The 25,156-nt window shown below is 64.9% G+C and carries 21 protein-coding genes, 8 tRNA genes and 1 pseudogene; 25 read left to right on the forward strand and 5 right to left on the reverse strand.

Annotated features, from left to right (window positions below):
• Window positions 1–252, forward strand: a 252-nt coding sequence (tilS, locus tag ACNQQL_RS28300; protein ID WP_347067314.1) for a tRNA lysidine(34) synthetase TilS, incomplete at its 5' end; no start/stop codon positions are given.
• A gap of 123 nt (window positions 253–375) precedes the next feature.
• Here the strand turns inward: tilS and ACNQQL_RS28305 are convergent.
• Window positions 376–613 (reverse strand): annotated as a pseudogene (locus tag ACNQQL_RS28305) (hypothetical protein); the annotation flags it as partial.
• On the opposite strand from ACNQQL_RS28305, the gene ACNQQL_RS28310 reads away from it, so the two are divergent.
• The 14 genes from ACNQQL_RS28310 to ACNQQL_RS28375 all read left to right on the forward strand — a co-directional run bounded on the left by ACNQQL_RS28310 (window position 596) and on the right by ACNQQL_RS28375 (window position 16,258).
• Entirely contained in the window at window positions 596–1,846 is a 1,251-nt protein-coding gene (locus ACNQQL_RS28310; RefSeq protein ID WP_034184693.1) for an aspartate kinase, read from the forward strand. The pseudogene ACNQQL_RS28305 and the gene ACNQQL_RS28310 sit on opposite strands and share 18 nt — an antisense overlap.
• Before the next feature lie 113 nt (window positions 1,847–1,959).
• Window positions 1,960–2,053 (forward strand) — tRNA-Ser (locus ACNQQL_RS28315).
• Window positions 2,054–2,364: 311 nt separating this feature from the next.
• Window positions 2,365–2,742, forward strand: coding sequence for a hypothetical protein (locus ACNQQL_RS28320; RefSeq protein WP_347067317.1), 378 nt, complete (start codon window positions 2,365–2,367; stop codon window positions 2,740–2,742).
• A 499-nt stretch (window positions 2,743–3,241) separates the two neighbouring features.
• Window positions 3,242–4,771, forward strand: a complete 1,530-nt coding sequence (locus tag ACNQQL_RS28325) for an NADH-quinone oxidoreductase subunit M (RefSeq protein ID WP_347067319.1) — start codon at window positions 3,242–3,244, stop codon at window positions 4,769–4,771.
• 272 nt (window positions 4,772–5,043) lie between these two features.
• Window positions 5,044–5,931, forward strand: coding sequence for a ubiquinol oxidase subunit II (gene cyoA, locus ACNQQL_RS28330; protein ID WP_347067322.1), 888 nt, complete (start codon window positions 5,044–5,046; stop codon window positions 5,929–5,931).
• A gap of 3 nt (window positions 5,932–5,934) precedes the next feature.
• Complete coding sequence (gene cyoB / locus ACNQQL_RS28335; RefSeq protein ID WP_347067324.1) at window positions 5,935–7,941, forward strand: cytochrome o ubiquinol oxidase subunit I; 2,007 nt, start codon at window positions 5,935–5,937, stop codon at window positions 7,939–7,941.
• A complete protein-coding gene (gene cyoC, locus ACNQQL_RS28340; RefSeq protein ID WP_072437047.1) occupies window positions 7,941–8,549 on the forward strand; it encodes a cytochrome o ubiquinol oxidase subunit III in 609 nt (202 codons plus the stop codon). Before cyoB ends, cyoC begins: the two co-directional genes overlap by 1 nt.
• Window positions 8,550–8,882, forward strand: a complete 333-nt coding sequence (gene cyoD, locus ACNQQL_RS28345; RefSeq protein WP_124624908.1) for a cytochrome o ubiquinol oxidase subunit IV — start codon at window positions 8,550–8,552, stop codon at window positions 8,880–8,882.
• 327 nt (window positions 8,883–9,209) lie between these two features.
• Entirely contained in the window at window positions 9,210–9,569 is a 360-nt protein-coding gene (locus tag ACNQQL_RS28350) for a hypothetical protein (protein WP_072437056.1), read from the forward strand.
• Between the two features lie 141 nt (window positions 9,570–9,710).
• Window positions 9,711–11,594: an extracellular solute-binding protein gene (locus ACNQQL_RS28355; RefSeq protein ID WP_347067326.1), complete on the forward strand. Its 1,884-nt coding sequence runs from the start codon at window positions 9,711–9,713 to the stop codon at window positions 11,592–11,594.
• A gap of 52 nt (window positions 11,595–11,646) precedes the next feature.
• A complete protein-coding gene (locus tag ACNQQL_RS28360; protein WP_072437058.1) occupies window positions 11,647–12,690 on the forward strand; it encodes a microcin C ABC transporter permease YejB in 1,044 nt (347 codons plus the stop codon).
• Between the two features lie 48 nt (window positions 12,691–12,738).
• Window positions 12,739–13,836: an ABC transporter permease gene (locus ACNQQL_RS28365; protein WP_072437059.1), complete on the forward strand. Its 1,098-nt coding sequence runs from the start codon at window positions 12,739–12,741 to the stop codon at window positions 13,834–13,836.
• On the forward strand, window positions 13,833–15,455 hold the full coding sequence (locus tag ACNQQL_RS28370) for an ABC transporter ATP-binding protein (protein ID WP_204423715.1): 1,623 nt from the start codon (window positions 13,833–13,835) through the stop codon (window positions 15,453–15,455). Before ACNQQL_RS28365 ends, ACNQQL_RS28370 begins: the two co-directional genes overlap by 4 nt.
• 128 nt (window positions 15,456–15,583) lie before the next feature.
• A complete protein-coding gene (locus tag ACNQQL_RS28375) occupies window positions 15,584–16,258 on the forward strand; it encodes a C40 family peptidase (RefSeq protein ID WP_347067329.1) in 675 nt (224 codons plus the stop codon).
• Window positions 16,259–16,404: 146 nt separating this feature from the next.
• Here ACNQQL_RS28375 and ACNQQL_RS28380 read toward each other — a convergent pair whose 3' ends face one another.
• Entirely contained in the window at window positions 16,405–17,316 is a 912-nt protein-coding gene (locus ACNQQL_RS28380; protein WP_072437062.1) for a patatin-like phospholipase family protein, read from the reverse strand.
• 280 nt (window positions 17,317–17,596) lie between these two features.
• On the opposite strand from ACNQQL_RS28380, the gene gltX reads away from it, so the two are divergent.
• The 9 genes from gltX (at window position 17,597) to ACNQQL_RS28425 (ending at window position 20,988) form a co-directional block, all read left to right on the forward strand.
• On the forward strand, window positions 17,597–19,006 hold the full coding sequence (gltX, locus tag ACNQQL_RS28385; RefSeq protein WP_347067332.1) for a glutamate--tRNA ligase: 1,410 nt from the start codon (window positions 17,597–17,599) through the stop codon (window positions 19,004–19,006).
• 128 nt (window positions 19,007–19,134) lie between these two features.
• Window positions 19,135–19,210, forward strand: a tRNA-Ala gene (locus tag ACNQQL_RS28390).
• A 140-nt stretch (window positions 19,211–19,350) separates the two neighbouring features.
• Window positions 19,351–19,426, forward strand: a tRNA-Glu gene (locus ACNQQL_RS28395).
• A 78-nt stretch (window positions 19,427–19,504) separates the two neighbouring features.
• A tRNA-Asp gene (locus tag ACNQQL_RS28400) sits at window positions 19,505–19,581 on the forward strand.
• Window positions 19,582–19,644: 63 nt separating this feature from the next.
• Window positions 19,645–19,720 (forward strand) — tRNA-Glu (locus ACNQQL_RS28405).
• Between the two features lie 80 nt (window positions 19,721–19,800).
• Window positions 19,801–19,877 (forward strand) — tRNA-Asp (locus ACNQQL_RS28410).
• Window positions 19,878–19,942: 65 nt separating this feature from the next.
• Window positions 19,943–20,018, forward strand: a tRNA-Glu gene (locus ACNQQL_RS28415).
• A 73-nt stretch (window positions 20,019–20,091) separates the two neighbouring features.
• Window positions 20,092–20,168: transfer RNA gene (locus ACNQQL_RS28420), tRNA-Asp, on the forward strand.
• Between the two features lie 355 nt (window positions 20,169–20,523).
• Window positions 20,524–20,988 carry a GNAT family N-acetyltransferase gene (locus ACNQQL_RS28425; RefSeq protein WP_347067334.1) on the forward strand — a complete coding sequence of 155 codons (465 nt, stop codon included), beginning with the start codon at window positions 20,524–20,526 and terminating at the stop codon, window positions 20,986–20,988.
• Window positions 20,989–21,014: 26 nt separating this feature from the next.
• On the opposite strand, the gene ACNQQL_RS28430 is transcribed toward ACNQQL_RS28425, so the two are convergent.
• On the reverse strand, window positions 21,015–21,893 hold the full coding sequence (locus tag ACNQQL_RS28430; protein ID WP_204423708.1) for an AraC family transcriptional regulator: 879 nt from the start codon (window positions 21,891–21,893) through the stop codon (window positions 21,015–21,017).
• Window positions 21,894–22,149: 256 nt separating this feature from the next.
• On the opposite strand from ACNQQL_RS28430, the gene ACNQQL_RS28435 reads away from it, so the two are divergent.
• Entirely contained in the window at window positions 22,150–22,563 is a 414-nt protein-coding gene (locus ACNQQL_RS28435) for a gamma-glutamylcyclotransferase family protein (protein ID WP_347067336.1), read from the forward strand.
• A 125-nt stretch (window positions 22,564–22,688) separates the two neighbouring features.
• Here ACNQQL_RS28435 and aceB read toward each other — a convergent pair whose 3' ends face one another.
• Together aceB and ACNQQL_RS28445 are read right to left on the reverse strand one after the other, a co-directional pair.
• Window positions 22,689–24,281: a malate synthase A gene (aceB, locus tag ACNQQL_RS28440; protein WP_347067338.1), complete on the reverse strand. Its 1,593-nt coding sequence runs from the start codon at window positions 24,279–24,281 to the stop codon at window positions 22,689–22,691.
• 69 nt (window positions 24,282–24,350) lie between these two features.
• The gene (locus ACNQQL_RS28445; protein ID WP_347067340.1) at window positions 24,351–25,112 is read right to left on the reverse strand and encodes a haloacid dehalogenase type II; all 762 of its coding nucleotides are present in this window, start codon (window positions 25,110–25,112) and stop codon (window positions 24,351–24,353) included.
• Window positions 25,113–25,156: the final 44 nt, after the last annotated feature.

Here is a 25,156-nt window from a genome sequence, read left to right on the forward strand (position 1 = left end):
GCGCGCGCCCGGGCGGGCGGCGAGCGGATGCGCACGTCGCCGGGCGGCCCGGGCCGGACGCTGAAGAACCTGTTCCAGGAGCGCGGCGTGCCGGCATGGCAGCGCGATGTGCCGCTGCTGTTCGCGGGCGATCGGCTGATCTACGTGCCGCGGCTTGGCGTGAACCGCGATGGCGAATTGTCCGACAACGGGCCGTCTGGCGGCGGCGCGTGGCGCCGGATCGAATGGCGTCCCGACCTGCTGATCGCGTAACGGCGGACGGGCTTCCGGCAGTGCGATGGCGCGCCCATTTTCACCATTTGGTAAACAGCGCCGGAACGGCTGCGGACACGGCGAGCGGCTTGTCAAGCGGGCTTCTATCGGGTACGCTCGGACGTTTGCTCGGCTCGATTTTTGAGCGATTTGTGCAGGTTTCCCGCGTGACGTACCCGGTTTGCGCGGCCTGATCGGCCTTCCGGGCAAAATCCGTCACGCTTGCGTGTTGCGTCCCAGCCGTCCCCCTCGTCGTCCGTCCACAGCCACAAGCCGCGTGACCGAACGGCAACGCGGCCTGCCCAGCGCGCCCGTGCGGTCTCTCCTCCAGTTCAGAACGACAATGGCACTCATCGTACACAAATACGGCGGCACTTCGATGGGCTCGGTCGAGCGCATCAAGAACGTCGCGAAACGCGTCGCAAAATGGCATCAGGCCGGGCACCAGATGGTGGTCGTGCCTTCGGCGATGTCCGGCGAAACCAACCGTCTGCTCGGTCTTGCGAAAGAGATTTCGAGCCAGCCGAGCCCGCGTGAGCTCGACATGATCGCGTCGACCGGCGAGCAGGTCAGCGTCGGCCTGCTGTCGATCGCGCTGCAGGAAATCGGCGTCGAGGCCGTGAGCTACGCCGGCTGGCAAGTACCGATCAAGACCGACAGCGCGTTCACGAAAGCGCGCATCCACTCGATCGACGACGAGCGCGTGAAGGCCGATCTGAACGCCGGCAAGGTCGTGATCATCACGGGCTTCCAGGGCGTCGATCCGGACGGCCACATCACGACGCTGGGCCGTGGCGGCTCGGACACGTCGGCGGTGGCGGTCGCGGCTGCGCTGGATGCCGAAGAGTGCCTGATCTACACGGACGTCGACGGCGTCTACACGACCGATCCGCGTGTCGTCGAAGAGGCGCGACGCCTCGATCGCGTGACGTTCGAGGAGATGCTGGAAATGGCCAGCCTCGGCTCGAAGGTCCTGCAGATCCGCTCGGTCGAATTCGCCGGCAAATACCAGGTGAAGACGCGCGTGCTGTCGAGCCTGACCGATCCGCTGATTGCGCTCGACGAAGAAATGCGCTCGGGCACCCTGATTACTTTTGAAGAAGACGAGACCATGGAAAAGGCAGTCATTTCCGGCATCGCGTTCCAGCGCGACGAAGCACGCATTGCTGTGATGGGCGTGCCTGACAAGCCGGGCATCGCGTATCAGATCCTCGGCCCGGTCGCCGATGCGAACGTCGACGTCGACATGATCATCCAGAACCAGAGCGTCGAAGGCAAAACAGACTTCACGTTCACGGTCGGCCGTGGCGACTACCAGAAGGCGATGGACATCCTCACCAACCAGGTGAAGGGCCATGTGAACGCCGAGCAGGTGCAGGGCGACCCGAAGGTGTCGAAGGTGTCGGTCGTCGGCGTCGGCATGCGTTCGCACGTGGGCGTCGCGAGCAAGATGTTCCGCACGCTGTCGGAAGAGGGCATCAACATCCAGATGATCTCGACGTCCGAAATCAAGATTTCGGTGCTGATCGACGAGAAATACATGGAGTTGGCCGTCCGTGCGCTGCACAAGGCATTCGAACTCGACCAGGCATGATGAAATTTTCGTGATGCGTTGACGAAAATGCATCACGGAAATTGACGCGCGGTTCGAAACCCTATATTATTTCGTTCTCGTCGCACTGCCTCCCTGGTGCGAGCGAAAGTTTGGGAGACGTGGCCGAGAGGTCGAAGGCACTCCCCTGCTAAGGGAGCATCTGGGCCAAAACCTGGATCGAGGGTTCGAATCCCTCCGTCTCCGCCAAAAGCGGTGACAAAGCCCCGCAAGTTCTCGGACTTGCGGGGCTTTTTCTTTTTCCGCTGCATCCACGCACAACTCATTCGATGCAGCCGGATCTCATCCGCAGGCGGAATTGGCCGAGGCAGCCAGTCAGGCAATGAGTGCTCGACTTGAGCGGCGGTAACGCGCTACATATTGCGTATCGATTGGCGCGACTCAAGGTGACGCTCTTGGCCAGCCCGCATTCCGTTCTGACAGTCCTCTCTCATTGACCTGTCGACGAACTTGTCGAAAACCACGAGCGTTACGCGCGGCTGCACGGCTACCGGCATGCGATGGTCGACGGCATGCACGTGTATGGCGAGCGCCAGCAGGTCCTGCACAAGTACCGCACGATCATCGCGCAGCTCGTCGCGATGGAGCCGGGCGCATTGCTGCTCGTGCTCGATCCGTTCTCCGTCGTGTCCGACCAGCACGCGCTGCCGGATGTCGCACGCGGTTACAATGCGATCGTCACAACGCAGACGTCGAAGTCGGCGCTGCCCGCCGCAAGCGGCATGATCGATTCGCACCATATTGTCGATGCGACGACGCTCGCATCATCGCCGGTCTATGCAACGCGCGACAGCCGCTTCGTCCATTTTCCCGCACAACACAACCACTATCGCGCGGTGACGATGCGCGTACGGGACCGTCTGAGTCATCAACGCTAGCGGCCGGGAACATGAACGATGCGATGCCTGCAGCGGCGCCGAACGGTGGAGCGGCCATGCGCGCCCGATCTGCATCGGGCAACGCCGAATGAAATAAAAATGAAAGTGGTCATGTAAGGCAGGAAGCGCTGTGCGATCACTGCCCGACGCGACGTCACCCAGCGCGCTCCGGCCCTCCAAAACGATGCGTTGACGCCAAAATTGTGGCGCTGCGTCGATTTCCACGACATCCCTCGTCGAGCAATACAAAAAATTACTCATAAAAATCAGCATTCTGCGCCGATGCTGAAAATCGATGCGCTGCTGCGCTGCAAAAAATAATTGATCGCCTTATGCTGGTTAACCCGATTGCGCTTGAGCGGCATCAAGTTTTCCCGTGATACCGCTTTACATTTTGCCAACATTGGCGATTCACGAAATCTATCTGTCGATTTGATTTCGTTCCTTTCGTTTCGCCTGTCCCCGATGCAGTGCGCGACCTCATCAAGGCCTTGTTGACATGCATGATTTTCCCTTCCTGAGCCTGGCCATCTGGGTTCCGATCCTGTTTGGCGCGTGTGTGCTGCGCGCCGGTTCCGACCATCATCCGCGCCGGGCACGACTGATTGCGCTCGCCGGTGCGCTGGCGGGGCTGGTCGCCGTCGTCCCGCTGGTCGCCGGTTTCGATGCGCATTCGGCCGCCATGCAGTTCGTCGAAAGCGGCAACTGGCTGGCGGCGTTCAATTCGGGCTGGCGGGTCGGCATCGACGGCGCGTCGCTGTGGCTCGTCGTGCTGACCGCATTCACGACGCTCGTGGTGGTGATCGCGTCGTGGGAGTCGGTCACGGTGCGTATCGCGCAGTACTACGCGTCGTTCCTGATCCTGTCGGGGTTGATGGTCGGCGTGTTCGCCGCACAGGACGGGCTGCTGTTCTTCATCTTCTTCGAGGCGACGCTGATCCCGCTTTACCTGTTGATCGGCACGTGGGGGCGCGAGCGCCGCGTGTACGCGGCCGTGAAGTTCTTCTTCATCTCGTTTGCCGGCTCGCTGCTGCTGCTGATGGCGATGCTGTACCTGTACGCGCAGTCGCATACGTTCGACCTGGCCGTGTGGCGCACGCTGCAGCTCGGTTTCGCACCGCAGTTGCTGGTATTCCTCGGCTTCTTCGCCGCGTTCGCGGTCAAGGTGCCGATGTGGCCGGTTCATACGTGGCTGAGCGACGTGTACACGGACGGCCCGACGGGCGCCGCGCTGATGCTCGCGATGCTCAAGCTCGGCGGGTACGGGTTCCTGCGCTTCGCGCTGCCGATCACGCCCGACGCGAGCCACTTCTTCGCACCGGCCGTGATCGCGCTGTCGCTGTTCGCGATCGTCTATGCGAGCCTGATCGCGCTCGCGCAGACCGATCTCGGCAAGCTGCTCGCGTACTCGACGGTCGCGCACATGGGGATCGTCACGCTCGGGCTGTTCCTGTTCAACCGGATCGGCGTCGAAGGCGCGATCGTGCAGCTCGTGTCGTACGGCTTCGTCGCGGGCGCGATGCTGCTGTGCGTGAACGTGCTCGTCGATCGCACGAAGCAGCGCGAGATCGCGGCGTACGGCGGTGTGGCGGGCGTGATGCCGCGTTTCGCGACCTTCGCGCTGCTGTTCGCGATGGCCAACGTCGGCCTGCCGGGCACGTCGGGGTTCGTCGGCGAGTTCATGGTCATCATGGGCGCGATCCGTTTCAACTTCTGGATCGGCGCGATCGCGGCGCTGACGCTGATCCTCAGCGCATCGTACACGCTGTGGATGCTCAAGCGCGTCGTGTTCGGCAAGGTCGCGAGCCAGCGGATCGCGAAGCTCGCCGACCTGAACCGTCGCGAGATCGCGATGTTCGCGTCGCTCGCGCTGGTCGTGCTGGCGGTCGGCATCGATCCGAAACCATTCACCGACGCGATCGATCCGACCGTCGGCAAGCTGATCGACGAAGCCAGCCGTTCGAAGGTGCCTGCAGCGGACGGCCCCGTGCGGGCGCAGCCGGCGTACATGGCATCGACGCACGGCTGATCGCGGCACGCCGCGAGGGCGGGGGCGCATCGCACGGCGATGCGGTCGTTGCGCATACATCGATTGCGGTCCGGCACATGCGGCGCCGGGCCAGCTTCCGGCTGCGTGAAATTGCCCCGCGACAATGTGTCTCACGGCAGATTTTGCAATGATGATTTGTCGCACCCACCGGTTTTTCATCGCACCCGCGCGACGTATGATTCGGCCACTTTCGTGAATCGAATGCGCATCGGGCATACGCAAAACGGATTCAATGACCCTCGGGCTGTGTGATGAAAACAAGAGCTTCAAGAGGCTGGTCGGCGCTGATGTCAATCGGCGCGGTGCTAAGCCTGTCAGGCTGTAATTTAGATGTACTAAATCCGAAAGGAAGCGTGGGCGCTGCCGAAAAGGCGCTGATCGCGACGTCCACCTGGGCGATGCTGATCGTCGTCGTGCCGGTGATCCTGCTGACGCTGTGGTTCGCGTGGCGTTACCGCGCATCGAACCGCAACGCAACGTACGCGCCGAACTGGTCGCACTCGACCGCGATCGAAGTCGTGATCTGGACGGTGCCGACGCTGATCATCCTGTTCCTCGGCGTGCTCACGTGGAAGACCACGCACGAGCTCGACCCGTACAAGCCGCTCGAGTCGTCGGTGAAGCCGATCGACGTCGAGGTCGTCGCGCTCGACTGGAAGTGGCTGTTCATCTATCCGGAACTCGGCATCGCGTCGGTGAACCAGCTCGCGATTCCGGTGGGCACGCCGGTGAACTTCCGCATCACGTCGGATTCGGTGATGAACTCGTTCTTCATTCCACAGCTCGGCGGCCAGGTCTACGCGATGGCCGGCATGCAGACGCGCCTGCACCTGATCGCCGACGAGCCCGGCAACTACGCGGGCACGTCCGCCAACTTCAGCGGCCGCGGCTTCTCCGACATGAAGTTCCGCACGCTCGCCGAGCCGCGCGAACAGTTCGACGCATGGGTGCAGAAGGTGAAGGCATCGCCGGAGCGACTCGACGCGACCGTGTACGGCACCGTCGCGCAGCCGAGCGAGAAGGCGCCCGTGCGCTACTTCTCGTCGGTCGATCCGCGGCTCTTCCACAACATCATCGCGAAATACAACGATGGCCACGTCCTCGACCTGAAGGACGCCGCCTGCGGCACGAAGGGGTAACGCATGTTCGGCAAACTCACACTATCGGCGATCCCGTTCGATCAGCCCATCATCATGGTGGCCGGCGCCTTCATGGGGCTGGCCGTGCTGGGCATTCTCGCCGCGCTGACGATCACCGGCCGGTGGAAATGGCTGTGGACGGAATGGCTGACGACAGTCGACCACAAGAAACTCGGCGTGATGTACATCATCGTCGCGCTGATCATGCTGCTGCGCGGCTTCGCCGACGCGATCATGATGCGCATGCAGCTCGCGCTCGCATACAACGCGCCCGGCTACCTGCCGCCGCACCACTATGACCAGATCTTCACGGCACACGGCGTGATCATGATCTTCTTCATGGCGATGGTGTTCATGGTCGGCCTGATGAACCTGATCGTGCCGCTGCAGATCGGCGCGCGCGACGTCGCGTTCCCGTTCATCAACTCGCTGAGCTTCTGGATGACGGCGGTCAGCGCGATCCTGATCAACATCTCGCTCGTGATCGGCGAATTCGCGCAGACGGGCTGGCTCGCGTACCCGCCGCTGTCGGAGCTGCAGTTCAGCCCGGGAGTAGGCGTCGATTACTACCTGTGGGCGCTGCAGATCTCGGGCGTCGGCACGCTGCTGACCGGCGTGAACTTCTTCGTGACGATCATCAAGATGCGCGCGCCGGGCATGACGCTGCTGAAGATGCCGGTGTTCACGTGGACCGCGCTCTGCACCAACGTGCTGATCATGGCGTCGTTCCCGATCCTGACTGCGACGCTCGCGCTGCTCGGCCTCGACCGTTACCTCGGCATGCACTTCTTCACGAACGAAGCCGGCGGCAACGCGATGCTGTACCTGAACCTGATCTGGGCCTGGGGCCATCCGGAGGTGTACATCCTGATCCTGCCGGCGTTCGGCATCTTCTCGGAGGTCATCGCGACGTTCGCGAAGAAGCCGCTGTTCGGCTACAAGACGATGGTGTACGCGACCTGCGCGATCATGGTGCTGTCGTTCCTCGTGTGGCTGCATCACTTCTTCACGATGGGCTCGGGTGCGAACGTGAACGCGTTCTTCGGCATCATGACCATGATCATCGCGATCCCGACCGGCGTGAAGGTGTTCAACTGGCTGTTTACGATGTATCGCGGCCGGATCGAATTCACGACGCCGGTGCTGTGGACGATCGGCTTCATGGTCACGTTCACGCTCGGCGGCATGACCGGCGTGATGATGGCGATTCCCGGCGCGGACTTCGTGCTGCACAACAGCCTGTTCCTGATCGCGCACTTCCATAACGTGATCATCGGCGGCGTGCTGTTCGGCTATCTCGCGGGCTTCAACTACTGGTTCCCGAAGGCGTTCGGCTTCAAGCTGAACGAGAAGCTCGGCAAGGCCGCGTTCTGGTTCTGGCAGGTCGGCTTCTACGTCGCTTTCGTGCCGCTCTACGTGCTCGGCTTCATGGGCATGACGCGCCGGCTCAACCACTACGACAACCCGGCCTGGCATCCGTGGCTGCTGGTCGCCGCGTTCGGCGCCGTGCTGATCGCGATCGGCATTGCATGCCAGCTGCTGCAACTGGTGGTCAGCATCCGCAACCGCAACCTGCCCGAATACCGCGACACGACGGGCGACCCATGGGGTGGCCGCACGCTGGAGTGGGCGACCTCGTCGCCGCCGGCCGACTACAACTTCGCGGTGATCCCGCAGGTGCGCACGCTCGACGCGTACGCGGACCTGAAGGCGCGCGGCGAAGGCCGGCCGAACCCGGCGTCGATCCGCGATATCCATATGCCGTCGAATACCTGCGCGGGCCTCGTGGTCGCGATTTTCAGCCTGGTGCTCGGCTTCGCGCTGGTGTGGCACATCTGGTGGCTCGCGATCGCCGGGCTCGTCGGGATCGTCGCGACGCTGGTGATCTACAGCTCGCGCGATAACGACGGCTATTACATCCCCGCGTCGACGGTGCGGAAGATCGAAGACAAGCAGCCGACCAAGCGCGCGCCTGCGCGTGTCGACGACGTGGAACTGGAGGCCAACTGATGTTGCAGAAAACCTTGAGCGCAACCCTGCTCGAGCACGACGACCATCCGCCGTCGCATTCGGTGTTCGGCTTCTGGCTGTACCTGATGACGGACTGCGTGATCTTCGCGGCGCTGTTCGCGACGTTCGCGGTGCTCGGCCACCAGTATGCGGGCGGGCCGGCCGCGAAAGACCTGTTCGACATTCCGGGCGTCGCGGTGGAAACAGCCGCGCTGCTGCTGTCGAGCATCACGTACGGTTTCGCGATGCTCGCCGCTTACAAGCAGAGGCGCGGCGCGCTGCTCGCATGGCTCGCGGTGACGTTCGTGCTCGGCGCGGCGTTTCTCGCGATGGAACTGCGCGAGTTCTCGCACCTGATCGCGGAAGGCGCGGGCCCGCAGCGCAGCGCGTTCCTGTCGGCGTTCTTCACGCTGGTCGGCACGCACGGGCTGCACGTGACGGCCGGCCTGCTGTGGATGATCGTGCTCGCCGGGCAGATCGTGTTCCGCGGCGGCGACCTGACCGATCGCGATCTGCGGCGCCTGACGTGCCTGAGCCTCTTCTGGCACTTCCTCGACATCGTGTGGATCTGCGTGTTTTCCTTTGTCTATCTCGCGAGCGTGATCTAAATGGCCCATTCGCATTCGTCTCAACTCGAAGAAGGGCACGGCAGTGTCGGCGGCTACGTCGCCGGCTTCATCCTGTCGGTGCTGCTCACGGCCGCGTCGTTCGGCCTCGTGATGGGCGGCGTGCTGTCGCCGCATGCGTCGCTGATCGCGTTGGCCGTGCTCGCGTTCGTGCAGATCGTCGTGCACCTCGTGTATTTCCTGCACATGAACGGTTCGTCGGGCCAGCGCTGGAACGTGATGGCATTCAGCTACACGGTGCTGACCGCGGTGATCCTGATCGTCGGCACGCTGTGGGTGATGCACAACGTCAGCATGAACATGATGTCGCGCTGAGCGGCGTCGCGGCGCCGGGTCCGATATCCGCGCGCGTAGATGAAGAAGAGGCGGCACGCAGATGCCGCCTTTTTGTTTTGTTGCAGTGCGCGCCGCGCAAGGCGGCCAACGGCGAGATGACGATCAGCGCGCCAGGGCGCACAAGCGCGAGCCGGACGGGGTTCGGCAGCCGGCGAGGGCAGGGCCGGACGGCGCCGATTGTTACAAGACGTTAGCGCACGCTTTCCGTTGCGACGCAGCGCATCAGTTCTTACAAACTTGAAATATGCGGCGACGGTGCTTGCCGTTATAGTCGAATCACACATGACACAACCAGAAGAGGAATCCATGAAGACCTTGCGTGTTGCCTCGCTCTTGACCGGTATGACGGCCTTGCTCGTGTCGGGCGCAGCAATGGCGGGAGTCAATGTCGGGATCAACGTCGGCGTGCCGGCACCGGTTTATGTCGCGCCCGCGCCCGTGTATGCGCCGCCGCCGCCGGTCATCTATCAGCCGGCGCCCGTGTATGCACCTGCGCCCGTCTATGCGCCGGCGCCGGCGATCGTGATCGGCTGGCACGGCGATCGCTACTGGGACGGCCGCCGCTACTGGGGCCGCGACGAGTGGTATCGCCACCATGGCCGCGGCTGGGGCGGCGATCGCGATCGTGGTCACTGGGATCATGGTCGCCACAACGGCTGGCGCTGATCGACACGCTGCGCCCGCGTGACGCGGGCGCGCCGTCCGTTCATGAAGAAACCGCCCGCGTGGCGGTTTTCTTTTGGCTCGAAGGATTGAATGGGTAGAATCGTCCCACGTTACTACCCTCATTCGACCGACAGGGCCTCTATGACGAAGGGTTCGCCCCGGGCCGCCATCGCGCGCGTCCGCTTCGGCGCGCTGCATGCCGCACGGGCCGCCGGCCGCGTTGCCGCGGTGTTTGCGATGCAGGCGGCGCTGGCCGCGACGGCCGCGCACGCAGCCTACGCGATTGCACAGTACGGCGAGCCGAAATATCCGCCGGGCTTCAAGCATTTCGACTACGTCAACCCCGATGCGCCGAAGGGCGGCACGCTCGTGCTCGCGAACCCGAGCCGGCTGACGTCGTTCGACAAGTTCAATCCGTTCACGATGCGCGGCAACCCCGCGCCGGGCATCGACAACCTGTTCGAGAGCCTGGCGACGGGCAGCTCGGACGAACCGGCATCCGCGTACGGGCTGCTTGCCGACGATATCGACATCGCGCCCGATCGCCGTTCGGTCACGTTCCACCTGAATCCTCGCGCACGCTTCTCGAACGGCGACGCCGTCACGGCCGACGACGTCAAGTTTTCGTTCGACACGCTGAAGAGCAAGCTGGCCGCGCCGCAGTTCGGCGCGTATTTCGCGGAGATCGCGAAGGCCGTGGTCGTCGACCCGGCCACCGTGCGCTTCGAGTTCCGCAGCGCGAATCGCGAGCTGCCGCTGATCGCCGGCGGCGTGCCCGTGTTCTCGCGCAAGTGGGGATTGCGCGAGAACGGCTCGCGCATCCCGTTCGACCAGCTCGCGTTCGAGCAGCCGATCGGCAGCGGCCCGTACCTGATCGAGCGCTACGACAACGGCCGCACGATCACCTACCGGCGCAACCCCGCGTACTGGGGCGCCGACCTGCCGGTGCGGGTCGGCACCCACAACTTCGAGCGGATCGTCTACAAGCTGTACGGCGACGGCGTCGCGAGGCTAGAGGCGTTTAAGGCCGGCGAATACGATGTGCTCGTCGAGTACATCGCGCGCAACTGGGCGCGGCGCGACGTCGGCAAGCGTTTCGACAGCGGCGAGCTCGTCAAGCGCGAATTCCGCCAGCACAACGGCGCGGGCATGCAGGGTTTCTTCATGAACCTGCGCCGGCCGCTGTTTCGCGACGTACGGGTGCGTCAGGCGCTCGATCTCGCGTTCGACTTCGAATGGCTGAACCGGCAGCTGTTCTACAGTGCCTACACGCGTCTCGACAGCTATTTCGCCGACACCGACCTGCAGGCGACCGGCACGCCGGGCGCAGGCGAGCTGAAGCTGCTGGAGCCGCTGCGTGCGCAGCTCGACCCGGCCGTGTTCGGCCCGATGGTCACGCAGCCGGACACGAACCCGCCGGGCTCGCTGCGCGCGAACCTGCTGAAGGCGCGCGCGCTGCTCGCGCAGGCCGGCTGGACCTATCGCGACGGCGCGTTGCGCAACGCGAACGGCGAGCCGTTCACGTTCGAGATTCTCGACGATGCGGGCGCGGCGATGGAAGGTATTGTGACGGCCTACCAGCGCAATCTGGCGAAGCTCGGCATCGACGCACGCTTTCGCACGGCCGACTACGCACTGCTGCAAAAGCGCCTCGATGCGTTCGACTACGACATGACGACGGTCCGCCTGCCGGGCGTGCAGGTGCCGGGCGCCGAGCAGTTCTCGCGTTACGGCAGCAAGTTCGCCGACGAACCGGGCTCCGACAACATCATCGGGCTGAAGTCGCCGGCCGTCGACGCGCTGCTGCACGCGCTCGGCACCGCGCAGTCGCGCGACGAGCTGCTCGACGCGACGCACGCGCTCGACCGCGTGCTGATGCACGGCTACTACGCGGTCCCGCAGTGGTACAGCACGACGCACCGGATCGCGTACAAGCGCACGCTCGCCTATCCGCAGACGCTGCCGCTGTACTATTCGGCCGAGGGCTGGGTCGTGTCGACCTGGTGGGCGAAACCCGCTCACTGACCCGCGCCGGCCCTTCGTCCAACCCAGCCTACCGATCACGAGTCGACGCCCTATGTGGAGCTACATCCTCAAACGCCTGCTGCTGATGATCCCGACGCTCGTCGGCGTGCTGACCCTCACGTTCGCGGTGACCCAGTTCGTGCCGGGCGGCCCGGTCGAGCAGGCCGTGCAGGAGTTGCGCAAGGGCGCGACGGAGCAGGGCGCGGTGCCGTTCGGGATGCGTGCGCACACCGGTGTCGACGCGCAGCAGCTCGCGCAGCTCAAGGCGCTGTACGGTTTCGACAAGCCGCCGCTCGAGCGCTACTGGCTGATGCTGAAGCGCTTCGCGCGCTTCGATCTCGGCGACAGCTACTTCCGCCACCAGAGCGTGTGGTCGCTGATCGTACAGAAGCTGCCCGTGTCGATCAGCATCGGGCTGTGGACGTTCTTCCTCACGTATCTCATATCGGTGCCGCTCGGCATCGCGAAGGCCGTGCGCAACGGTTCGCCGTTCGACGTCGCGACGAGCCTCGTCGTGCTCGTCGGCTATGCGATCCCGGGCTTCGTGCTCGGCGTGCTGCTGCTCGTGCTGTTCGGCGGCGGCTCGTTCTGGCAGCTCTTTCCGCTACGCGGCCTCACGTCGGACAACTTCGCCGAGCTGTCGCTCGTCGGCAAGGTGCTCGACTACCTGTGGCACATCGCGCTGCCGATCACGGCGTCGGTCGTCGGCAGCTTCGCGGTCGTCACGATGCTCACGAAGAATGCGTTTCTCGACCAGATCCGCCGGCAATACGTGCTGACCGCGCGCGCGAAGGGGCTCTCCGAGCGCAGCGTGCTGTGGAAGCACGTGTTCCGCAATGCGATGCTGCCGCTGATCGTCGGTTTCCCGGCCGCGTTCATCGGTGCGTTCTTCACCGGCAGCCTGCTGATCGAGACGCTGTTCTCGCTCGACGGGCTGGGGCTGCTGTCGTACGAGTCGGTGGTGCGCCGCGATTACCCGGTCGTGCTCGGCACGCTGTACCTGTTCACGCTGATCGGGCTCGCGACCAAGCTGATTTCCGACCTCTGCTATGTGTGGGTCGATCCACGCATTCAATTCGACAACCTGGAGCGCTGACATGAAACCGTCCGTCTGCATGCCCGGCGTCACCGGGCGAGGCGCGCGATGAACCGGGCCGTCGTGTCGTCCCGCATCGACGTGGCGCGCGCGCACGTGTCGCCGTCGCCGGCGCGCCGCGTGTGGCAGCGCTTCCGGCGGCAGCGCCTCGGCTACTGGAGCTTCGTGATCTTCGTCGTCGCGTTCGCCGCGAGCCTTGCGGCGCCGCTTTGGTCGAACGACAAGCCGCTCGTCGTGCGCTACGACGGCCAATACTATTTCCCGCTGTTCCATGCGTACCCGGAGACGGCCTTCGGCGGCGATTTCCCGGCGCCGGCCGACTATCTCGATCCGTATGTGCGCAAGCGGCTCGAGGCGCCCGGCAACTTCGTCGTCTACCCGCCGAACCGCTATTACTACGACACGCTGAACTACTTCTCGAACGTGCCGAACCCGGCGCCGCCGTCGCGCCAGAACTGGCTCGGCACCGACGCGCAGGGGCGCGACCTGCTCGCGCGGCTCGTGTACGGGTTCCGCGTGTCGGTCGAGTTCGGGCTGATCCTGACCGTGATCGGCACGCTGCTCGGGATCGCCGCCGGCGCCGTGCAGGGCTTCTTCGGCGGACGCATCGACATCGTCGGGCAGCGGCTGATCGAGATCTGGAGTTCGCTGCCCGAGCTGTACCTGCTGATCATCTTCGCGTCGATCTTCGAGCCGAGCTTCCTGCTGCTGATCGTGCTGCTGTCGCTGTTCGGCTGGATCGGGCTGGCCGACTACGTGCGCGCGGAATTCCTGCGCAACCGCACGCAGGACTACGTGCGCGCGGCGCGCGCGATGGGGCTCACGAACTGGCAGATCATCTGGCGCCACGTGCTGCCGAACAGTCTCACGCCGGTGATCACGTTCCTGCCGTTCCGGATGAGCGGGGCGATCCTAGCGCTGACGAGCCTCGATTTCCTCGGGCTCGGCGTGCCGCCGCCGACGCCGAGCCTCGGCGAACTGCTCGCGCAGGGCAAGGGCAACCTCGACGCATGGTGGATCTCGCTGTCGACGTTCGGCGTGCTGGTCGCGACGCTGCTGCTGTTGACCTTCATGGGCGACGCGCTGCGCAACGCGCTCGACACGCGGATCGCCGATTCGATACGTGCGGCGGGAGGCCAGCGATGAGCGAAACGGTCGTATCGAGGCACGACGAGCCGCTGCTGTCGCTCGAACGTCTGCATGTGCGCTTCGGCGACACGGTCGCGGTGGACGACGTGACGCTCGCGATCGGCCGCGGCGAGCGCGTCGCGCTCGTCGGCGAGTCGGGTTCGGGCAAGAGCGTGACCGCGCTGTCGATCCTGCGGCTGCTGCACGACGCCGACGTGAGCGGCGCGATCCGCTTCGCGGGGCAGGATCTTTCGGCCAAGAGCGAGCGCGAGATGCGCGGGCTGCGCGGCTCGGACATCGCGATGATCTTCCAGGAGCCGATGACGGCGCTCAACCCGCTGTATACGATCGGTGTGCAGATCGGCGAGACGATCGTGCTGCACGACGGCGTATCGGCCGTCGAGGCGCGCAAGCGCGCGATCGCGCTGCTTGCGCGCACGGGCATCGCGGAACCCGACAAGCGCGTCGACAGCTACCCGCACCAGTTGTCGGGCGGCCAGCGGCAGCGCGCGATGATCGCGATGGCGCTCGCGTGCCGGCCGCGCCTGTTGCTCGCCGACGAGCCGACCACCGCGCTCGACGTGACGATCCGTGCGCAGATCGTCGACCTGCTGCTGGAACTGCAGCGCGAGGAGGCGGAAAAGCGCGGGATGGCGATCCTGCTGATCACGCACGACCTGAATCTGGTGCGCCACTTCGCCGACCGCGTCGCGGTGATGGAGCACGGCAGGCTCGTCGAGAGCGGGCCCGTTGAGCGGATCTTCGCGGAACCTGAGCATCCTTATACGCAGCGGCTGCTGAACAGCCGGCCGCAACGCACGGTCGCGCCGGTCATGCCGATCGCGCCCGTCGTGCTCGACGCGCGCCATGTGAGCGTGCAGTTCGCACGCAAGCGGCCCGGCTTCGCGGGCTGGTTCGGTACGGTGCCCGTGACGGCCGTCGCGGACGTGTCGGTGTCGGTGCGACAGGGCGAAACGCTCGGCATCGTCGGCGAATCGGGTTCCGGGAAATCGACGCTCGCGATGGCGCTGCTCGGGCTGCAGAAGACGGCCGGCGGCGAGATCGAATTCCAGGGGCGCGCGCTGTCGACCTATCGCGGCCGCGAACAGACCGCGCTGCGCTCGAACATGCAGGTCGTCTTTCAGGATCCGTTCAGTTCGCTTTCGCCGCGTCACACGATCGAACGGATCGTCGGCGAGGGACTCGAACTGCATCACCCGGAAATGACGCCCGATGCGCGTCGCGCGAAGTCGCTCGCGGTGCTGCGCGAAGTCGGCCTCGACCGCACGGTATTGCACCGCTATCCGCACGAATTCTCGGGCGGGCAGCGCCAGCGGATCGCGATCGCGCGAGCGCTGGTGCTGGAGCCGCGCATCCTGATCCTCGACGAGCCGACTTCCGCGCTCGACGTGTCGATCCAGCAGCAGGTGCTGAAACTGCTCGCGAATTTGCAACAGAAATACAACCTCGGCTATGTATTCATCAGCCACGACCTGGAGGTGATCGGCGCGATGGCGCACCGCGTCGCGGTGATGCAGGACGGCGCCGTCGTCGAGTCGGGAGACGTCGCCGACATCTTCACCAGACCGTCACATCCTTACACACAAAAGCTGTTGAAAGCGGTCTGGAAAGCGTGATAGGCGTCCAATGGTCTGATCATCTCGATTGTATTTTTTAATTTGTTTTGACAAACGATTACGCGCTGGCTAGTATCGACCGAAATTTTCCGCCAATCAGCTGATTTTTAAGCACATTCCATCGACCAATGCAGCATCGATCCCTGACCCAGGCATGCACGCGCACCATCGCCGGGCTATTCATCGGCGCCCTGTTCGCAGCAGCTCCCGGCGCGTTCGCCGACGAAGTCAGCAGTTTTAACCAGAATGTCACGAATTCGACTCAAATCGGGTCGGGTTCTTCCCCCCAGCAGACCAGTGCCCAGCCGTCGGGTGGCGGCGCGAAGTCGTTCCTTGCCGGCATGGCGGGCAAGGCAGGCGACGTCGTCGTCGGCGCGCTGAACATGATCGGCGTGCGTTATCGCTGGGGCGGCAATTCGCCGGATTCGGGCCTCGACTGCAGCGGCTTCGTTCGCTACGTGTTCCAGGACACGCTCGGCATGTCGCTGCCGCGTCGCGCGGAAGAGATGAGCCGGGTCGGCGAGAAGGTGAGCATGAGCAACCTCAAGCCGGGCGATCTCGTGTTCTTCAACACGATGCGCCGCACGTTCTCGCACGTCGGCATCTATATCGGCGACAACAAGTTCGTGCATTCGCCGTCGACGGGCAGCACCGTTCGCGTCGACGATCTCGATAGCGGCTACTGGGAAAAGCGTTTCACCGGCGCGCGCCGGCTCGAGTCGGAGTTCCCGATGAAGGCCGAAGATCTGCGCCAGCGCGTGCGCGCGACGATCGGCGACGATTCGGCGAGCGGCAACAACTGACGTTCGCCGGTCAGCCGGACCGGATCGAAAAAACCCTGTCACCGAAAGGCGGCAGGGTTTTTTGTTTTGGGGCCGGCGCAGGCGACGACGCGGAAGTCGTTCCGCCGGTCGCGGGGCGGCGGCGCGTCCCGCGACCGGCGTGCTTCTTACGCGGCGGCCACGCCGCGCGCCGCCGCGAGCTTGCGCTGCAGTTCCGGCATGATGCGCGCGACCGCTTCCTCGCCTGCGAGAATCGCCGCGTTGCGCTGGTTGAAGTCGCTGCCGCCCATGGCCGCGAGGTTCGGGCGGACCACGACGTCCGCGTATTTGTCGAGCTCGTAGGTCTTGATCGTCTGGCCCATGATCGTGAAGGTCTGCAGCAGCATCTCGATCGGGTTGTTGGTCGCCGCGCCGTCCGGCCGGGCCGAGATGTCGACCGCGATCACGAAGCTCGCGCCCATCTTGCGCGCGTACGACGCGGGCACCGGGCTCACGAGGCCGCCGTCGACATATTCGCGGCTGCCGATCTTCACCGGTTCGAACACCGACGGCACGCTGCACGACGCACGCACCGCGAGCCCCGTGTTGCCTTGCTGGAACAGGATCGGCTGGCCGCTCTGCAGATCCGTCGCGACGATGCCGAGCGGCTTCGCCATCTTCTCGATCGGCCGGTTGTTGAGCGTCTTGTTCAGGAAGTTCTGCAGGGCGACACCCTGCAAGAGGCCGCGCGAGCGGAACGGCAGCGCCCAGTCGCTGATCGCCGCCTGGTCCATGTCGAGCGCGATCTTGTTGATCTGCAGCGCGCTCATGCCCGACGCATAGAGTGCGCCGACCACCGAGCCCGCGCTCGTGCCCGCGACGATCTCGATCGGGATGCCGCGCGCCTCGAGCGCCTTCAGCACGCCGATGTGCGAGAAGCCGCGCGCGGCGCCGCCGCCGAGCGCGATGCCGATCTTCACGGGCTTTTCGTTGGATGCGTTGTCGGGACGGGACTTGCCGCCGAACGACGTACAGGCGGCGAGGCTGGCGGACGCGCACGCGATCGTGAAATGGCGGCGCGACAGGCGAGGGGACGACATCGAATGGTTCTCCGGCGGCTTGGCGGCGGGTTACACGGCCCGCGGCGGCGATAGGTTCCGAGCGGCCGCGCGGCAGGTTCCGTGCGGCCGGCGCCGCGCCGGCTGGCGGTCGCGGCGCGCACATCATAAAGCAAGCGGTGCGCTTGGCGCGATGTCCGGCGCGAGTATAATTCCGGCTTCTTTCCCGTTCCGGGCGTCGCCGGCCCCGTTGTTGTCCGGGCTGCCGCCGTCGATCCCGCGTCGAATCATTCATGCGCCCCAGGCGTTCGAGTTACCGTTTATGACCCGTCCTGTCCGTACCCGCTTCGCGCCGAGTCCCACCGGCTTCATCCACCTCGGCAACATCCGCTCCGCACTCTATCCGTGGGCGTTCGCCCGCAAGATGAAGGGCACGTTCGTGCTGCGCATCGAGGATACCGACGTCGAGCGCTCGTCGCAGGAAGCGGTCGATGCGATCCTCGAGGGGATGCAGTGGCTCGGCCTGGATTTCGATGAAGGCCCGATCTACCAGATGCAGCGGATGGACCGCTATCGCGAGGTGCTCGCGCAGATGCTCGAGAAGGGCCTCGCGTACCCGTGCTACATGTCGGCCGAGGAACTCGACGCGCTGCGCGAACGCCAGCGCGAGGCCGGCCTGAAGCCGCGCTACGACGGCACGTGGCGTCCGGAGCCCGGCAAGGTGCTGCCCGAGCCGCCGGCAGGCGTGAAGCCCGTGCTGCGCTTCCGCAATCCGCTGACCGGCACGGTCGTGTGGGACGACGCCGTGAAGGGGCGCGTCGAGATCTCGAACGAAGAACTCGACGACCTCGTGATCGCGCGCCCGGACGGCACGCCGATCTACAACTTCTGCGTGGTGGTGGACGACATGGACATGGGCATCACGCACGTGATCCGTGGCGACGACCACGTGAACAACACGCCGCGCCAGATCAACATCCTGAATGCGCTCGGCGGCGAGGCGCCCGTCTATGCGCACCTGCCGACCGTGCTGAACGAGCAGGGCGAGAAGATGAGCAAGCGGCATGGCGCGATGAGCGTGATGGCGTATCGCGACGCAGGCTTCCTGCCCGAAGCGGTCGTCAACTATCTCGCGCGCCTCGGCTGGTCGCACGGCGACGCGGAGATCTTCTCGCGCGAGCAGTTCGTCGAATGGTTCGATCTCGAGCATCTCGGCAAGTCGCCCGCGCAGTACGACCACGGCAAGCTGAGCTGGCTGAACGCGCATTACATCAAGGAAGCCGACAACGCGCGCCTCGCCGCGCTCGCGAAGCCGTTCCTCGACGCGCTCGGCATCGACGACGCGGCGCTCGCGACGGGCCCGGCGCTCGACGCCGTGGTCGGCCTGATGAAGGATCGCGCGACGACGGTCAAGGAGATCGCGGAAGGCGCCGCGATGTTCTACCGCGTGCCGGCACCGGAGGCCGATGCGATCGCGCAGCACGTGACCGATGCGGTGCGGCCGGCACTGGCCGATCTCGTCGTCGCGCTGAAGGCGGCCGACTGGACGAAAGAAGCGGTGTCTGCCGCGCTGAAGGCGACGCTCGGCACGCACAAGCTGAAGATGCCGCAACTCGCGATGCCGGTGCGCCTGCTGGTGGCGGGTACGACGCACACGCCGTCGATCGATGCGGTGCTTGTGCTGTTCGGTCGCGACGTCGTGGTGTCGCGCATCGAGGCCGCGCTGGCCTGAGGTTCGTGCGTGAGCGAAGCTGTCTGCGCGTGAGATCGCGGCGGCTTCGCAAAAAATTTCGCTCGAATCGCAAAAAGGGTATTTACAAGTTCAAAGTCGGTCCATATAATCTCATTTCTGTTCTGCAAGGGGGTATAGCTCAGCTGGGAGAGCGCTTGCATGGCATGCAAGAGGTCAGCGGTTCGATCCCGCTTACCTCCACCAACAGAACAAATTGGATTGGTTTGCGAAGCAGTAGTAGTAGTAATAAATGCTTCACAGAATGATCTAAAGCAGTTAGAATTCCGGCCTTCGCTGTTGATGAGAAGTGAATAGCGAAAGTCAGACAGATCTGAAAAGATTTTGTCCCCTTCGTCTAGAGGCCTAGGACATCACCCTTTCACGGTGAGTACAGGGGTTCGAATCCCCTAGGGGACGCCAGATTCAGCGGCGTTTCGTAGAAGTGTCGCGAGGCTTGCAGGAACGTAACCGACGTCCTGCGGGTTGGGTAAGGAAGTTGGAGCGGTAGTTCAGTCGGTTAGAATACCGGCCTGTCACGCCGGGGGTCGCGGGTTCGAGTCCCGTCCGCTCCGCCAGAACGAAGCCCGTTCAAGACGTTTTTGAGCGGGCTTTTGTATTAAGGATGTAAGCAGTACGTTGTCCCCTTCGTCTAGAGGCCTAGGACATCACCCTTTCACGGTGAGTACAGGGGTTCGAATCCCCTAGGGGACGCCAGATTCAGCGGCGTTTCACAAGAAGTGCCGCAACGCTTGCAGGAACGTGAACGATGTCCTGCAAGTGGGGTGAAGAAAGCTGGAGCGGTAGTTCAGTTGGTTAGAATACCGGCCTGTCACGCCGGGGGTCGCGGGTTCGAGCCCCGTCCGCTCCGCCAGAACGAAGCCCGTTCAAAGAACGTTTTTGAACGGGATTTTGCATTAAGGATGTAAGCAGTACGTTGTCCCCTTCGTCTAGAGGCCTAGGACATCACCCTTTCACGGTGAGTACAGGGGTTCGAATCCCCTAGGGGACGCCAGATTTCGGCGTCGTTCGAACAAACGATGCGCCGGCAGGAAGCAACCGACGCCTGCCAGGCAAGCAGCAAGACTGGAGCGGTAGTTCAGTCGGTTAGAATACCGGCCTGTCACGCCGGGGGTCGCGGGTTCGAGTCCCGTCCGCTCCGCCAAACAAACGAAAGTGCCCGCCTTGTGCGGGCATTTTCGTTTGTGCGTCCGGTTGTTGCGCCCGTTCCCGGGCGCGTGACCGCGGAGCGGAGGAAGCCGCCTGCGCGGCTTCCGGCGGGACTCGAAGGGCTGCGCTTGCAAGCGCAGCCGCGGCCTGCGGGATGTAGGCGAGTCCCGTCCTCTCCGCCAAAAAAATGAAGAAGCCCGCCTTGTGCGGGCTTTTTCGTTTGCGTTTCCGGTTGCGTCCGTCGTGAACCCTGATCCAGAAATCAGGCGCCGCGCCGCTACGAGAAATTCGCGATTGCATCCGCACGCGACTGCGCTATCGTGGCGGAATGCGTTCTTGACCCCTGCGCGATGCTCGATCCGACCGACCTGCGACTCCTGTATCAGCTCCGGCCCGCGGAGCCCGGCGATTTCCCGTTTGCCGAAGCGCTGACGCACGGCAACATGGGCGGCTACTACAAGCGCCATGGGCTCGTGTGGCGCAGCGACCTGTTCTATGCGAGCTGGCGCGAATCCGAAAACTTCATCCTCGAGGCCGACGGCGAGCGCATCGGCGTGCTGCGCGTGACCGAGGAAGGCGATTCGCTGCATATCCGCGACGTCCAGATCGCGGCCGGCCATCGCGGGCAGGGCGCCGGCACCTATATGCTCGACATGTCGCACCGCTGGGCGCGTGCGCGGGGGCTGCACGAATTGCAGTTGCGCGTGTTCGTCGACAATCCCGCCGCGCGTCTCTACCGGCGCATGGGCTACCAGGTAGCCGGCTCGCGGCTCGCGCAACTCGGCTCGATCCGCCACATGGTGCGGCCGGTCTGAAGGTCTGACGATCCGGAGCGCCGCGCTCAGCGGACGGCGTCGATCGCGTCGTCGTCCGGCGATTCGTCGTCCGCGATGCGGCCTTCCGCGCCGCGGTGCTCGTAGCCGCGCAGCATGAACGCGCGCGGGCTTTCGCCGAATGCACGGCGGAACATCGCCGAGAACGCGCTCTGACTCTGGTAGCCGAGTTCGCGCGCGATATGCGACAGCGGGCGCCCCTGGTTCAGCAGCGGAATGGCCCGCGCCAGCAGCGCCTGCTGGCGCCACTGCGAAAAGCTCACGCCCAGTTCCTGCTTGAAGAGCCGCGAAATCGTGCGCGTGCTCGCGCCGACCTCGCTCGCCCAGTGTTCGAGCGATTCCGCATGCGCCGGTTGCGCGAGTACCGATTCGCATAGCAGGCGTAGCCGTTTCTCGTCGGGCATCGGCACCGCAAGCGGCAACGGCTCGGCATGGCTCAACTCGTCGAGCACGAGCCCGCACAGCAGGCGCTCGCGCGCGGTGCTCAGGTCGCGCGCATCGAGTGCGACGATCAGTTCGCGCAGCAATCCCGTCACTTCGACGACGCGGCACGCGTCGAGCCCGTCCGGCACGATCGATTCGTCGATATACAGCGTGCGCAAATACGCTTCCTCGACGATCACGACTTCGTGCGTCACACGCGGCGGCACCCAGATCGCGCGTGACGGCGGCACCATCCACGTCGTGCCGGTCGTCGCGACGCGCAGCACGCCGCGCGATGCGTACGCGAGCTGCGCCCACGCATGCGTGTGCAGCGGGATGCGGTGGCCGGCGTCGACTTGCCGCGCGCGCACGCGCATTGGATGGACGGCGGTCGGCGCGAATTCGGGCGGGATGTCGATGACGTCGTATGGGTTCGATACGTCGGCTTGAACGGGAGGATTCATGGACGGTTCCGGCGGCGCGGCGGCGATGCCGTTATTTTAGAAGGCGCCGCGCGAGCGCATGCGGCGGTTTGTCGGGCGATCATGCCGCTTTCAAATGAACTTTGTATGGGACCGGGCGAATTCGGCGCGGCTGCCCGAGGCTGCGCGTTTGCCGGTCAGAACCATCGGGCCGATCCGGTGGTCTATCGATGCGTGCGCAATTTCGCACGAATCGCGCGCGAACACGGCAACATACGAATCGAAGAGGAGAATCACGATGCGCTACGTATTCGTCTACGGCACCCTGAGAGCCGGAGAGACCAACGACATCGGCCATGCGGCCGCACGACACGGGATCGTCGCGCCGACGCTGCTTGGCGCGGTCGCGCTGCCGGGCGAGCTGTACGATTTCGGTACGTATCCGGGGATGGTCGCCGAGCCGGCCGGCAAGTCGCTGGTCTGGGGCGACGTCTACGAGGTCGACGAGCAGCTCGTTCCCGTGCTCGACGAGATCGAGCGCGTTTATCCGGGCGTCGACACGCTGTTCAAGCCGGAAGAGGTGACCGTCGAACTCGGCGGCCGGCAGTACGCATGCCTGTATTACCCGGTCGCCGCGTATGCGGCAGCCGGGCGTCCGCGCATCGCGTCGGGAGACTGGGTCCAGCACCGGCGCGAGCGGGAAGTCGCCTGAGCGTCCGCGCGGCAGTCGGTTTCGCCGCAAAAGGAAAGCGCCCCACGAGGCGCTTTTTTCGTGCGGTCGCCGCGTGCGACCGGCGACCGCACGTGGCCGGCCGTCGATCGCAGCGAACCGCGTCGTCAGATTTCCTCGTACAGCGGCAGCGTCAGGAATTCGGTGAAGCCTTCCGACGTCGACATCTGCTCGAAGATCGCCGCAGCGCGCTCGTACGGCTGCGTGTTGCCGCCGACCGAACGCTTCACGTTGTCGAGCTCGACCTTTGCGTATTCGCGCACGAGGTCGGCCGTGACCTTGCGGCCGTCGTCGAGCACGCCCTTCGGCGAGCGGATCCACTGCCACACCTGCGAGCGGGAAATCTCGGCGGTGGCCGCGTCTTCCATCAGGTTGTGGATCGGCACGCAGCCGTTGCCGTCGAGCCACGCACCGAGGTAGTGGATGCCGACGTTGATGTTGTTGCGCAGGCCGGCTTCGGTGATCGGCGCTTCAGGCTGGAAGTCGAGCAGGTTCTTGCCTGCGACCTGCACGTCGTCGCGCTGCTTCGCGATCTGGTTCGGCTGGTCGCCGAGCACCTTGACGAACTCTTCCATCGCGATCGGCACGAGACCCGGGTGCGCAACCCAGCCGCCGTCGTAGCCGTCGGTCGCGTCGCGCTGCTTGTCCGAGCGCACGCCGCCCATTGCCTTGTCGTTCGCTTCCGGATCGTTCTTGATCGGGATCAGCGCGCTCATCCCACCGATCGCCGGCGCGTTGCGCTTGTGGCAGGTTTTCAGCAGCAGCAGCGCGTACGCGCGCATGAACGGCACGGTCATCGTGATCTTCGAACGGTCGGCGAGGCAGAAATCGCGGTCGTTCTTGAACTTCTTGATCGCCGAGAAGATGTAGTCCCAGCGGCCGGCGTTCAGGCCCGAGCTGTGCTCGCGCAGTTCGTACAGGATCTCGTCCATCTCGAACGCGGCGAGGATCGTCTCGATCAGCACGGTCGCGCGGATCGTGCCGCGCGGGATGCCGACTTGTTCCTGCGCGGCGACGAAGATGTCGTTCCACAGGCGCGCCTCGAGATGGCTTTCCATCTTCGGCAGGTAGAAGTACGGGCCCGAGCCGCGCGCGATCAGCTCCTTCGCGTTGTGGAACAGGAACAGCGCGAAATCGAAGATGCCGCCGGACACGCGCTGGCCGTCGACCGTCACGTGCTTCTCGTCGAGGTGCCAGCCGCGCGGACGCACGATCAGCGTCGCGACCTTGTCGTTGAGCTTGTACGACTTGCCGTTCTGCTCGAGCGAGATCGTGCGGCGGATCGCGTCCTTCAGGTTGATCTGGCCGTCGATCTGGTTCGTCCAGCTCGGCGCGTTCGAATCCTCGAAGTCCGTCATGTACGAATCGGCGCCCGAGTTCAGCGCGTTGATGATCATCTTGCGCTCGACGGGGCCCGTGATCTCGACGCGGCGGCATTGCAGGTCAGCCGGCAGCGGCGCGACCTTCCAGTCGCCCTCGCGGATCGCCCTGGTATCGGCCAGGAAGTCCGGGCGCTCGCCCGCGTCTAGGCGTTTCGTGCGCTCGGCGCGCGCCTGCAGCAGCGCCTGGCGGCGCGGTTCGAACGCGCGGTGCAGCGCTGCGACGATTGCGAGCGCGTCGGGCGTCAGGATCGCTTCGTAACCCGGCTTGATTTCGCCGGTGATCGTCATGCCTTGCGGCAGCGTGATCGGGGTGCTCATGAGTCTCATCTCCTTGGTCGGTCAGTTGGTTGCGGTTTCGGTGAAAGGGGAAGGCGGCAGCTGCGAGCGTCATGCACCCGGGCCGGGGCGCGTGCGGTTTGCGTGTCTGCCGGCCGGAGCCGGGGTGGCGAGGAATGCGAGCAGGTCGGCCATGCCGGCGCCCGTGCCGTCGGGCGGTGCGCCGAGTTCCTCGGCGGGCGCGCCCGTGCGGTTGAGCCAGAACGTCGTGTAGCCGAACCACGCGGCGCCGGCGACGTCCCACGCGTTCGACGACACGAACACGATGCCGCGCGGGTTCGGCCCGAACGCGGCGGTGCCGAGCGCGTAGACGGCCGGACTCGGCTTGTAGGCGCGCACGGTGTCGGCCGACAGCACGCGATCGAACAGCCCGGACATGCCGGCGCTCTTGATCGCGATGTCGAGCATCTGCGGGTTGCCGTTCGACAGGATCGCGAGCGGCGGGCGCGGCTCGAGCGCGCGCAGCTTGCGCAGCGCGGGCACCGTATCGGGATAGGTGGACAGGCACGCGTATTCGTCCATCAGCCGTTTCTCGGCCGCGCTGTTCAGCGCGAGGCCGAGCGCGCGCGCGGCGAACCGCAGCGCGTCGAGCGTGATGTCCCGGAACGGGCGATAGCGGGCGCCGGCCGGATCGGCGAGCGTGCGCAGCTGCGAGTATTCGATTTGCTTGCGTCGCCACAGCTGCGACAACCGTTCCCCGTGACCGGGAAACATCTGCTCTGCCGCGGCCACGACCGCATGCACGTCGAACAACGTGCCGAATGCGTCGAAGAGGATTGCGTCGGGAGAGGAGAGTGTCGTTGTGGCCGACATAGCCTTGCGCTCCAGTTTCAGAGGTCGGGTCGATTCTATTCGTG

The organism is Burkholderia sp. LFS061 (genome assembly GCF_047978125.1).
Classification (GTDB): Bacteria; Pseudomonadota; Gammaproteobacteria; order Burkholderiales; family Burkholderiaceae; genus Burkholderia; species Burkholderia pyrrocinia_C.

What these genes read in the sequence shown, in the direction of transcription:
- ACNQQL_RS28360 (WP_072437058.1), top strand. Translation starts at nt 11,647, where the DNA reads ATGTGGAGCTACATCCTCAAACGCCTGCTGCTGATGATCCCGACGCTC.
- ACNQQL_RS28355 (WP_347067326.1), top strand. Translation starts at nt 9,711, where the DNA reads ATGACGAAGGGTTCGCCCCGGGCCGCCATCGCGCGCGTCCGCTTCGGC.
- ACNQQL_RS28425 (WP_347067334.1), top strand. Translation starts at nt 20,524, where the DNA reads ATGCTCGATCCGACCGACCTGCGACTCCTGTATCAGCTCCGGCCCGCG.
- cyoA (WP_347067322.1), top strand. Translation starts at nt 5,044, where the DNA reads ATGAAAACAAGAGCTTCAAGAGGCTGGTCGGCGCTGATGTCAATCGGC.
- ACNQQL_RS28370 (WP_204423715.1), top strand. Translation starts at nt 13,833, where the DNA reads ATGAGCGAAACGGTCGTATCGAGGCACGACGAGCCGCTGCTGTCGCTC.
- aceB (WP_347067338.1), bottom strand. Translation starts at nt 24,281, where the DNA reads ATGAGCACCCCGATCACGCTGCCGCAAGGCATGACGATCACCGGCGAA.
- ACNQQL_RS28430 (WP_204423708.1), bottom strand. Translation starts at nt 21,893, where the DNA reads ATGAATCCTCCCGTTCAAGCCGACGTATCGAACCCATACGACGTCATC.
- ACNQQL_RS28320 (WP_347067317.1), top strand. Translation starts at nt 2,365, where the DNA reads ATGGTCGACGGCATGCACGTGTATGGCGAGCGCCAGCAGGTCCTGCAC.
- cyoB (WP_347067324.1), top strand. Translation starts at nt 5,935, where the DNA reads ATGTTCGGCAAACTCACACTATCGGCGATCCCGTTCGATCAGCCCATC.
- ACNQQL_RS28375 (WP_347067329.1), top strand. Translation starts at nt 15,584, where the DNA reads ATGCAGCATCGATCCCTGACCCAGGCATGCACGCGCACCATCGCCGGG.
- gltX (WP_347067332.1), top strand. Translation starts at nt 17,597, where the DNA reads ATGACCCGTCCTGTCCGTACCCGCTTCGCGCCGAGTCCCACCGGCTTC.
- ACNQQL_RS28310 (WP_034184693.1), top strand. Translation starts at nt 596, where the DNA reads ATGGCACTCATCGTACACAAATACGGCGGCACTTCGATGGGCTCGGTC.
- ACNQQL_RS28365 (WP_072437059.1), top strand. Translation starts at nt 12,739, where the DNA reads ATGAACCGGGCCGTCGTGTCGTCCCGCATCGACGTGGCGCGCGCGCAC.
- ACNQQL_RS28350 (WP_072437056.1), top strand. Translation starts at nt 9,210, where the DNA reads ATGAAGACCTTGCGTGTTGCCTCGCTCTTGACCGGTATGACGGCCTTG.
- ACNQQL_RS28445 (WP_347067340.1), bottom strand. Translation starts at nt 25,112, where the DNA reads ATGTCGGCCACAACGACACTCTCCTCTCCCGACGCAATCCTCTTCGAC.
- ACNQQL_RS28435 (WP_347067336.1), top strand. Translation starts at nt 22,150, where the DNA reads ATGCGCTACGTATTCGTCTACGGCACCCTGAGAGCCGGAGAGACCAAC.
- ACNQQL_RS28380 (WP_072437062.1), bottom strand. Translation starts at nt 17,316, where the DNA reads ATGTCGTCCCCTCGCCTGTCGCGCCGCCATTTCACGATCGCGTGCGCG.
- cyoD (WP_124624908.1), top strand. Translation starts at nt 8,550, where the DNA reads ATGGCCCATTCGCATTCGTCTCAACTCGAAGAAGGGCACGGCAGTGTC.
- ACNQQL_RS28325 (WP_347067319.1), top strand. Translation starts at nt 3,242, where the DNA reads ATGCATGATTTTCCCTTCCTGAGCCTGGCCATCTGGGTTCCGATCCTG.
- cyoC (WP_072437047.1), top strand. Translation starts at nt 7,941, where the DNA reads ATGTTGCAGAAAACCTTGAGCGCAACCCTGCTCGAGCACGACGACCAT.